The following is a 6,532-nucleotide window of genomic DNA, read 5'->3' as shown; positions in this document are numbered from 1 at the left end:
CCGTCGCGGCTACGCGAAGACCCACCACCGTGACGATCAGCACGAGCGCCGCGACGATGGCCCAGCCGATGATGGACTTCGCGCGACTCGGGCGGCGTTCGGCGGTGGAGAGCGGTTCGGCGTCGGAGGCGGCGGGGAGCAGGGGCGTGCGCTCGCTGTCTGTGATGCTCACGCCGGCACCACTTCCAGGCGGCGTCCGCGGATCCGATCGTCGGTGTCGACGAGATCCCGATACGCCTCCGCCGTCGCGTGATGTCCGAGATAGCGGACATCGTCGAAGGTGAGGGCGGCGCGTCGCATCGCCTCGGCCTCGTCCGAGAACACCGTGCTGGCCTCGCGGGCGATCCCCTGCGCGGTCGCGCCGGGTGCCGGATCGATCAGATCGCGTTCCCGCAGGCTGCGGGCGATGGCGCGATAGCGCAGGACGGTCGCGGAGTCCCAGTCGCCTTCGCGTGCGGCGCGCTCGGCATCCGATCTCAGCTGTGCTGCGGTGCGGTCGTCCGCCGCACCGAGGAGGTCTCCGTGCGCCCGCCTGATCGACCTCGAACTGCGCGGCCGTCCCCAGATGATGAGGGCGGCGATCAGAGCAGCCGCGATGATGACGCTGACGATGATGAGGGCGGACGGACCGACGTTCGCGCCGTTGTCCGAGCTGAACAGATCGGCGAGGAAGCGGCCGATGTCGCGGGCCACCAGATCGAACCAGGTGGGCTTCGCGTCCGCGTAGCGCGGGTTGGAGAGCTCTTCCTCCGCCCAGCGTCGAGCGTCGTCGCCATCGGGCACGAAGAGATCGTCGAAGCGTCGGATCATGCGGCGCCGTCGGAGCCGGGTGCTGTCCAGCCGCTGTCGGCCGGAGCGTCTCCGGGGGCGGGCACCGCGGGTGGCGGCGGCGGGAATGCTCCTGCCGCCGGCTGCATCGGCTGCGTCGGGTGTGCCGGCTGCGTCGGGTATCCCTGCGTCGGGTACGGAGGCGTCGGATAGGGCGTCGCCGGAGACGGAGGGTATGCGTATCCCTGGGACATCATCACGTGTTCCGGAACCTGGCGGGGCGGAGGAGCCGATGTCACCGCGCGTGAGGGATCGACGCGGAACGGATCCTCCTGCTGCTCATGGGTCCATCCGAGGTCGCGGCGCTCCACATAGGCGATCAACGTCTGATCCAGGCCCTCGTAGCGCATCCGGCAGTCCAGGTAGACGAGCGCGGCTCCGGTGCTCTGCACCACGAGCGTGATCGCCTGGATGACCAGGAGCAGGATCTGGGGAGCGACCAGGGTCACGACGAATGCCACGACAGCGCTCGGATCCGCTGCGCCGGTGGGGGCGACGACGGAGCCGAGGAGCGATCCCAGCAACGTCGCCGGCACGCTCACCACCTGTGCCGCGATGCCCATGATCGCGCTGATCAGGAATGTCACGCCGAACGCGACCCAGAACCGCCCGCGGGTGAGCCGCCAGGAGCGGACGAAGGCGTCACGGAAACGGGCACGCTCCAGGACCAGGATCGACGGCACGAGCAGCAGCTTCGTGGTGAGCCACACCGCGAGGGGGATGCAGGCGAGCACGATCAGGATCACCACGAGCACGACGACGCCGACCATCTCCATGCTCCCCCCGAGGCCTCCGGCGACGAAGCCCGCGATGATGACGGCGGCGATGATGAAGAGACCGAACACGGCGGCGACCGAGAGAGAGGCGAAACCGGCGAGTCTCCAGAAGGCGGGCGCCATCCGCCGCCACAGCATCCGCAGCGTGGCCTTCACACCGATCGCGGCGTACCCGATCTCCGCGGCGACGACCCCCTGCATCATGGCCGTGAAGGCGATCGAGGCGACACCGACGGCCAGTCCGGCGATGACGTTCACCGCGATGGTGCCCGCCATCACCGCCTCGAAGTCCGGAGAAGAGGGGGAGACGGTCTCCAGGCGGCTGAACGTGGTGAAGAGGACCACGCCCATCACCACAGCGGTGACGACGACCACGATGAGCTGGATGACGACGGCGAACCCGAAGAGCACCTTGGGGTTGTGTCGCAGTGCCGCGAAGGCCTTCCCCAGCAGCATCCCGAACGACAGCGGGTGAAGAGGGATGATGCCCTTCTTCGGGGCAGGCGTCCACGTCTGTCCGGTCACAGGCACTCCCTCTCCATCGTGCGCCTCCATCGTGTCATATCCCCTGCACGGAGCGCAGACCTGGGATCGCTGGGACTCGGTGCCATAAGGTAACTCTTATGACCTCACGTATTCTCGTGGTCGACGACGACACAGCGCTCGCCGAGATGATCGGGATCGTGCTTCGGACCGAAGGCTTCGAGCCGGTTTTCTGCGCCGACGGCGCGCGCGCCGTCGATGAGTGGCGAGCCCAGCGGCCCGATCTCGTGCTGCTCGATCTGATGCTTCCCGGCATGGACGGGATCGAGATCTGCACGCGCATCCGTGCGGAGTCCGGCGTGCCGATCATCATGCTCACCGCTCGCAGCGACACGGCCGACGTCGTCCGAGGACTGGAGGTCGGTGCGGACGACTACATGGTCAAGCCGTTCAACCCGAAGGAACTCGTCGCGCGCATCCGCACCCGTCTCCGTCCGACGCCGCAGACCACCAGCGAGCAGCTTCGCGTCGGTGATCTCACCGTCGACGTCGATGCGCACGAGGTCCGTCGCGGCTCCGAGCCGATCGCGCTCACACCGCTGGAGTTCCAGCTTCTCGTCGCGCTCGCTTCCAAGCCGCAGCAGGTGTTCTCCCGGGAGATGCTCCTGGAGCAGGTGTGGGGGTACCACTACAAGGCCGACACCCGGCTGGTGAACGTCCATGTCCAGCGCCTGCGCGCCAAGGTCGAGCTCGACCCCGACAACCCGAAGATCGTCATGACGGTGCGTGGAGTGGGCTATCGCGCCGGGAGCGTCGGCTAGGCGCACGATGGCCGCGACGACAGCGACCACCACGACGGTCGCTGTCCTGCGCGACTGGCGCGGTTGGCCGACGATGCTCGGGGTCCTGTGGCGCCGCTCGCTGCGTTTCCGTACGCTCTCGATCACACTGCTGGCGACCTCGCTCGCGATCTTCATCACGTGCGTCACGATGGCGCTGGTGATCCAGAACGATCTCTTCATCTCGCGCAAGGACGTCGCACTCGAGGATTCCCGCCGCGCGGTCGACCAGGCCCAGGGGATCCTGGATGTGGCGGAGGTGGGCGACGACTCCGCGGCTCTCACCGAACTGTGGAACAGTGTGCAGTCGAATCTCACCCGCACGTCGAGCACGGATCAGCTCGCCGGTTTCAAGGTCGACGATGCCAAGGGCGTGCGGCTGAACGGGTTCGAGGCCGGACTGAGCCGGAGTCTGCTGAGCCCCGAGCTCCAGGCGCGTGTCATCGAGTTCGACGACCGTCAGGCCTGGCAGTCGGTGGCTCTGCCGGCCGCCGACGGTGGCGAAGTGCCGGGCATCATCGTCGGGCAGCAGCTGCAGGTCCCGGAGGCAGGGGCTTTCGCGATCTACTTCGCCTACGACCTCGGCGATGCCGACCAGACCCTCGTCTTCGTGCAGCGGACGCTGTGGATCGCGGGAATCGGCTTGGTGGCGATCGTCGCCGCCATCTCCTGGATCGTCCTCCGTGCCGTGTCGACCCCGATCGTGCAGGCGGCCGAGACGAGTGCGCGGTTGGCGGCAGGTGATCTCGGTGTGCGTCTCGAGGTACACGGGGAGGACGAGCTCGCCACGCTCGGGCGCTCGTTCAACGCGATGGCCGACAGCATCGAATCCCAGATCAAGGAGCTCGGCGAACTCTCGATGGTGCAGCAGCGATTCGTGTCCGATGTCTCTCATGAGCTGCGCACGCCGCTGACCACGATCCGTCTCGCCGCCGACATGCTCAATGATCAGCGCGAGGAGTTCGACCCCACCACCGCCCGCACGGCCGAACTGCTGCACGCCCAGGTGCAGCGCTTCGAGACGCTGCTGTCCGACCTTCTCGAGATCAGTCGGTACGACGCGGGATCGGTGCAGCTGGAACTGGAGGCGACGAGCCTCACCCACCTCGCCGAGGACATCATCGAGCAGATGCGTCCTCTCGCCGAGGGGCACGGCACCGAGCTGAGGCTCGTGGCGCCTGGGGGATATTCCCCGGTGGACATGGACCCGCGGCGCGTGCGGCGTGTCCTGCGCAACCTGATCGGAAACGCGATCGAGCACGGAGAAGGTCGTCCGGTGGTCGTCACCATCGACAGCAATCAGCACGCGGTGGCCGCCGGAGTGCGGGATTTCGGGCTCGGGATGGATCCGGCGGATGCGGAGCGGGTGTTCGACCGGTTCTGGCGTGCCGACCCCTCACGCCAGCGGACGATCGGAGGCACGGGGCTGGGGCTCTCCATCGCCCTGGGAGATGCGACGCTGCACGGCGGCACGCTCGATGTGTGGTCGGAGCTGGGCGTCGGCACCAACTTCGTCCTGACGATTCCTCGACACGAGGGGGTCCTGGACGGCCCGAGCCCCATCCCCGTGGAGCCGCAGGAGCCGTTCGCGGAGATCGGGGACGCGACCCAGCCGATCTCGCTGACCGATGCGCCGGCCGGCATGTTCGATGAGGAGGATCGGCCGTGACCGAGCACCGAGGTAAGCGAAGGCTGCGGGGACTCGCGCTGGTGCTCGTAGCCCTGCTGCTTCCCGCCTGCGCCGGGTTGCCGACCAGCGGCGACGTCGCCGTCGGCCTCAAGCTCGGCGAATCCCCACAGGACATCGACATCCTTCCCGTGGCCTCCGGGCCGATCACGGGCGCAGGGCCGGAGGAGATCGTCGACGGCTTCCTCGAAGCCGGCATCACGACCACCGACAACTGGGACACCGCGCGCGACTTCCTCGCGCCATCGCTGCAGCGGAGCTGGAGCCCCTCCGCCGGCGTGTCGATCGACATCGGCCCCGACACCAGGACCGTCACGTCCTCGGTCCCGGATGACGAGGTCGAGGACGCGGACACGGCGGAGGTCCAGGTGACCCTGGACCTCGTCGCGAGTGTCGACGACTCCGGCGGATACGCCGAGGCCGTCGGCTCGTCCGCGGTGGCGTTCACCGTGCAGCGCATGGAGAACGGCGAATGGCGCATCACGCAGGCGCCCGACGGCGTCGTGATCGACGAGACGCGATTCACGAAGGTCTTCGAGGGGTATCCGCTGCAGTACTTCGACCTCGGCTGGTCGCGCCTGGTGCCCGACATACGCTGGTTCCCGCGGCGGCAGAGCCCCGCGACCACGGTGACACGGGCGCTCATCGGCGGTGCCCCCAGCGAATGGCTCGACCCGGCAGTGCAGAACGCCTTCCCCGCCGACGTGCAGCTGGCGCAGGATGCGGTGCCGATCGTCGGACAGGTGGCTGACGTCGCGCTCACGCGCCCGGCCAGCGGACTGGATGCCACGACGCTGTCGCGCATGCGCACGCAGCTCCAGGCTACCCTCAGGGCCTCCGGCGTCGCCGTCACGCAGGTGCGATTCACGGTGGACGGGAGAGACCTGGACGCGGGGCAGGCCGAGGTCAAGGAGCCCTCCACCGAGATCGGCACACTCGTGCTGCAGAACGGCGCGTTCGGGCGCATCGTCGGGGACGAGATCTCGCCGCTCGACGGGATCAGCGCGGAGATCACATCGATCCCGCAGCCGATCGTCTCGATCGATGTGGCCGCCGACGACACCCACGCCGCCACCAGACTCGCCGACCAGCACGTCTACCTCGTCGGCGCGGGGAGCCTCGACGAGCTCGACGCCCGCCCCGGGCTCATCAATCCCTCGCTCGATCCCTACGGCTACACCTGGTCGGTGCCCACGGGTTCCCCCGCGTCCCTGCAGGCGTCGGGAAGCGACGCCGTAGCCCATCCGATCGCGAAGGCGTGGCCGAGCGCGTCGGGGATCTCGCATCTGAGGGTCTCGGCGGATGGCGCGAGGGTGGCAGCCGTCGTGACCGTCGGCAAGCAGATGTGGGTCGTCGTCGCGGCGGTCGTCCGGGACTCGGCCGGTGTTCCGATCGAACTCGGAGAGGTCAAGCAGCTGACGCAGCTCGCCGACCCGGCGACAGGCCTGGTGTGGCTCGGACTCGACCGGGTGGGGGTGCTCGCCGATCCGAGCAGCCCGCGACTGATCACCCAGATGGTCGGGGGGCCGGGGGCGACGGAGGCAGCACCGAACAATGCCGTCTCGATCGCCGGGGCGCGCACGGCGTCCGGTGTGCGCATCCTCGGGGCGAACGGTGAGCTGTTCGCCCACGCGGGGTCGGCATGGCGGGAAGTCGCCTCCGGCGTCGCGGTGCTCGCCACGCGCGTCGGGGAGTGACTCTCCCTGCACGCGAGAGCGATGTGCTGCTCTTCGCGCGCACATCCTGAGATCCTCGGAGGGGCAGACCGCCAGACCGCAGAATCGTCGGATGTGGACGAAGACTCACCTCCTGGATCTGGGCACCGAGATCGCAGCCTTCCTCCTCGCCGCGACCTGCGCGGGGTGCGACGAGCCCGGCACCCTGTTGTGCGGCCGATGCCGGCAGGCGCTGCAACCGGA

At 68.7% G+C, this 6,532-nt stretch carries 5 protein-coding genes; 3 read left to right on the top strand and 2 right to left on the bottom strand.

What is annotated here, in order from left to right:
- Positions 1 to 168 precede the first annotated feature (168 nt).
- Positions 169 to 810, bottom strand: coding sequence for a DUF4129 domain-containing protein (locus DSP71_RS06725; protein ID WP_113680689.1), 642 nt, complete (start codon positions 808 to 810; stop codon positions 169 to 171).
- Positions 807 to 2,129, bottom strand: coding sequence for a glycerophosphoryl diester phosphodiesterase membrane domain-containing protein (locus DSP71_RS06720; RefSeq protein ID WP_113680688.1), 1,323 nt, complete (start codon positions 2,127 to 2,129; stop codon positions 807 to 809). The genes DSP71_RS06725 and DSP71_RS06720 overlap by 4 nt, the downstream gene beginning before the upstream one ends.
- A 98-nt stretch (positions 2,130 to 2,227) precedes the next feature.
- Here DSP71_RS06720 and mtrA point away from each other — a divergent pair, with 98 nt between their 5' ends.
- The 3 genes from mtrA to DSP71_RS06705 are packed head-to-tail and all read left to right on the top strand — an operon-like array spanning position 2,228 to position 6,310.
- On the top strand, positions 2,228 to 2,908 hold the full coding sequence (mtrA, locus tag DSP71_RS06715; protein WP_046749491.1) for an MtrAB system response regulator MtrA: 681 nt from the start codon (positions 2,228 to 2,230) through the stop codon (positions 2,906 to 2,908).
- A 7-nt stretch (positions 2,909 to 2,915) separates the two neighbouring features.
- Positions 2,916 to 4,595, top strand: coding sequence for an MtrAB system histidine kinase MtrB (gene mtrB / locus DSP71_RS06710; protein WP_058632640.1), 1,680 nt, complete (start codon positions 2,916 to 2,918; stop codon positions 4,593 to 4,595).
- On the top strand, positions 4,592 to 6,310 hold the full coding sequence (locus DSP71_RS06705) for an LpqB family beta-propeller domain-containing protein (protein WP_258546299.1): 1,719 nt from the start codon (positions 4,592 to 4,594) through the stop codon (positions 6,308 to 6,310). Before mtrB ends, DSP71_RS06705 begins: the two co-directional genes overlap by 4 nt.
- Positions 6,311 to 6,532 lie beyond the last annotated feature (222 nt).

Origin of the sequence: Microbacterium sp. H6 (assembly GCF_003314775.1) — a bacterium.
Lineage (GTDB): Bacteria > Actinomycetota > Actinomycetes > Actinomycetales > Microbacteriaceae > Microbacterium > Microbacterium oxydans.
The sequence above is the reverse complement of the archived record's forward strand: the minus strand, read 5'-3'. Positions and strand labels throughout refer to the sequence as shown.